Below are 1,773 nucleotides of genomic sequence, written 5' to 3' on the forward strand. Positions count from 1 at the left end.
GGAGCAGCTCAAACTGGCTCCCGGCCGGCCCCATGGCTGTGTGTCAATAAATAGACATAAAAAAGAGATAAGCAGATCGTTAAGCAAGCCGGTAGCTTTTTACTTCCTAGGAGGTGATCCAGCCGCACCTTCCGGTACGGCTACCTTGTTACGACTTAGCGCCAGTTACCAGGCTTACCCTAGGTACCGCGTTGAACGGCAACTTTAGGTACTCCTGACTTCCATCGCTTGACGGGCGGTGTGTACAAGGCCCGGGAACGTATTCACCGCGTCATTGCTGATACGCGATTACTAGCGATTCCACCTTCATGGAGTCGAGTTGCAGACTCCAATCCGAACTGGGAATGGCTTTCGAGATCTGCGCCCCCTTGCGGGGTGGCGTCCCTCTGTACCATCCATTGTAGCACGTGTGCAGCCCCGGACATAAGGGCCATGATGACTTGACGTCGTCCCCACCTTCCTCACTACTTGCGTAGGCAGTCTGGCTAGAGTCCCCACCATTACGTGCTGGTAACTAACCACAGGGGTTGCGCTCGTTGCGCCACTTAAGGCAACACCTCACGGCACGAGCTGACGACAGCCATGCAGCACCTTCCATGATGCCCCGAAGGGAAGGCCCGTTTCGGGGCCGGTCATCGTGGATTTAGCCCGGGTAAGGTTCTTCGCGTTGCATCGAATTAAGCCACATGCTCCACCGCTTGTGCGGGCCCCCGTCAATTCCTTTGAGTTTCATTCTTGCGAACGTACTCCCCAGGTGGTATGCTTACTGCGTTAACTGCGTCACTGAACCCGAAGGCCCAACAACTAGCATACATCGTTTACAGCGTGGACTACCAGGGTATCTAATCCTGTTCGCTCCCCACGCTCTCGTGCCTCAGCGTCAATACTGACCCAGCCGGCCGCCTTCGCCACTGGTGTTCTTCGTGATATCTATGCATTTCACCGCTACACCACGAATTCCACCGACCTCTGTCAGATTCAAGACATCCAGTATCCAAGGCAATTTTACCGTTAAGCGGCAAGATTTCACCCCAGACTTAGATGCCAGCCTACGCACCCTTTACACCCAATGATTCCGGACAACGCTTGCACCCTCCGTATTACCGCGGCTGCTGGCACGGAGTTAGCCGGTGCTTATTCAAATGGTACCGTCAAGTCCCGTCGAAACGGAACAGTTCTTCCCAATCAAAAGCCGTTTACAACCCATAGGGCCGTCTTCCGGCACGCGGCGTGGCTGCGTCAGAGTTTCCTCCATTGCGCAAGATTCCTCACTGCTGCCTCCCGTAGGAGTCTGGACCGTGTCTCAGTTCCAGTGTGGGGGATCATCCTCTCAGACCCCCTAGCCATCATCGCCTTGGTAGGCTTTTACCCCACCAACTAACTAATGGCACGCAGACCCATCTATAACCAACCGAAGTTTTTCACCACCGCCTCATGCGAGGCCGTGGCAATATGCGGTATTAGCACCGGTTTCCCGATGTTATTCCCCAGTTATAGGCAGGTTGTCTACGCGTTACTCACCCGTGCGCCAGTCTCCAGGTGGTCCGAAGACCACCCTTCTCCTTCGACTTGCATGTGTTAAGCCCGCCGCCAGCGTTCGTCCTGAGCCAGGATCAAACTCTCCATTATATATATACTAATAATATATCCTGAAAAAGCTCGCCTGACTCACTCAACGATCTGCTTATCTCTTTCACTATGTTCAAAGAACTTTCCCGCCAACTCTACATCACTTATCGTATCGTTGACAGATTTACAATCTAAGAATAATTT

At 53.2% G+C, this 1,773-nt stretch carries 1 rRNA gene; it reads right to left on the reverse strand.

The window, feature by feature from the left end:
- Positions 1-106 precede the first annotated feature (106 nt).
- A 16S ribosomal RNA gene (locus tag AABW11_RS19880) occupies positions 107-1,629 on the reverse strand.
- Positions 1,630-1,773: the final 144 nt, after the last annotated feature.

Source organism: Rhodohalobacter sp. 8-1 (genome assembly GCF_038150125.1).
GTDB lineage: Bacteria > Bacteroidota > Rhodothermia > Balneolales > Balneolaceae > SW132.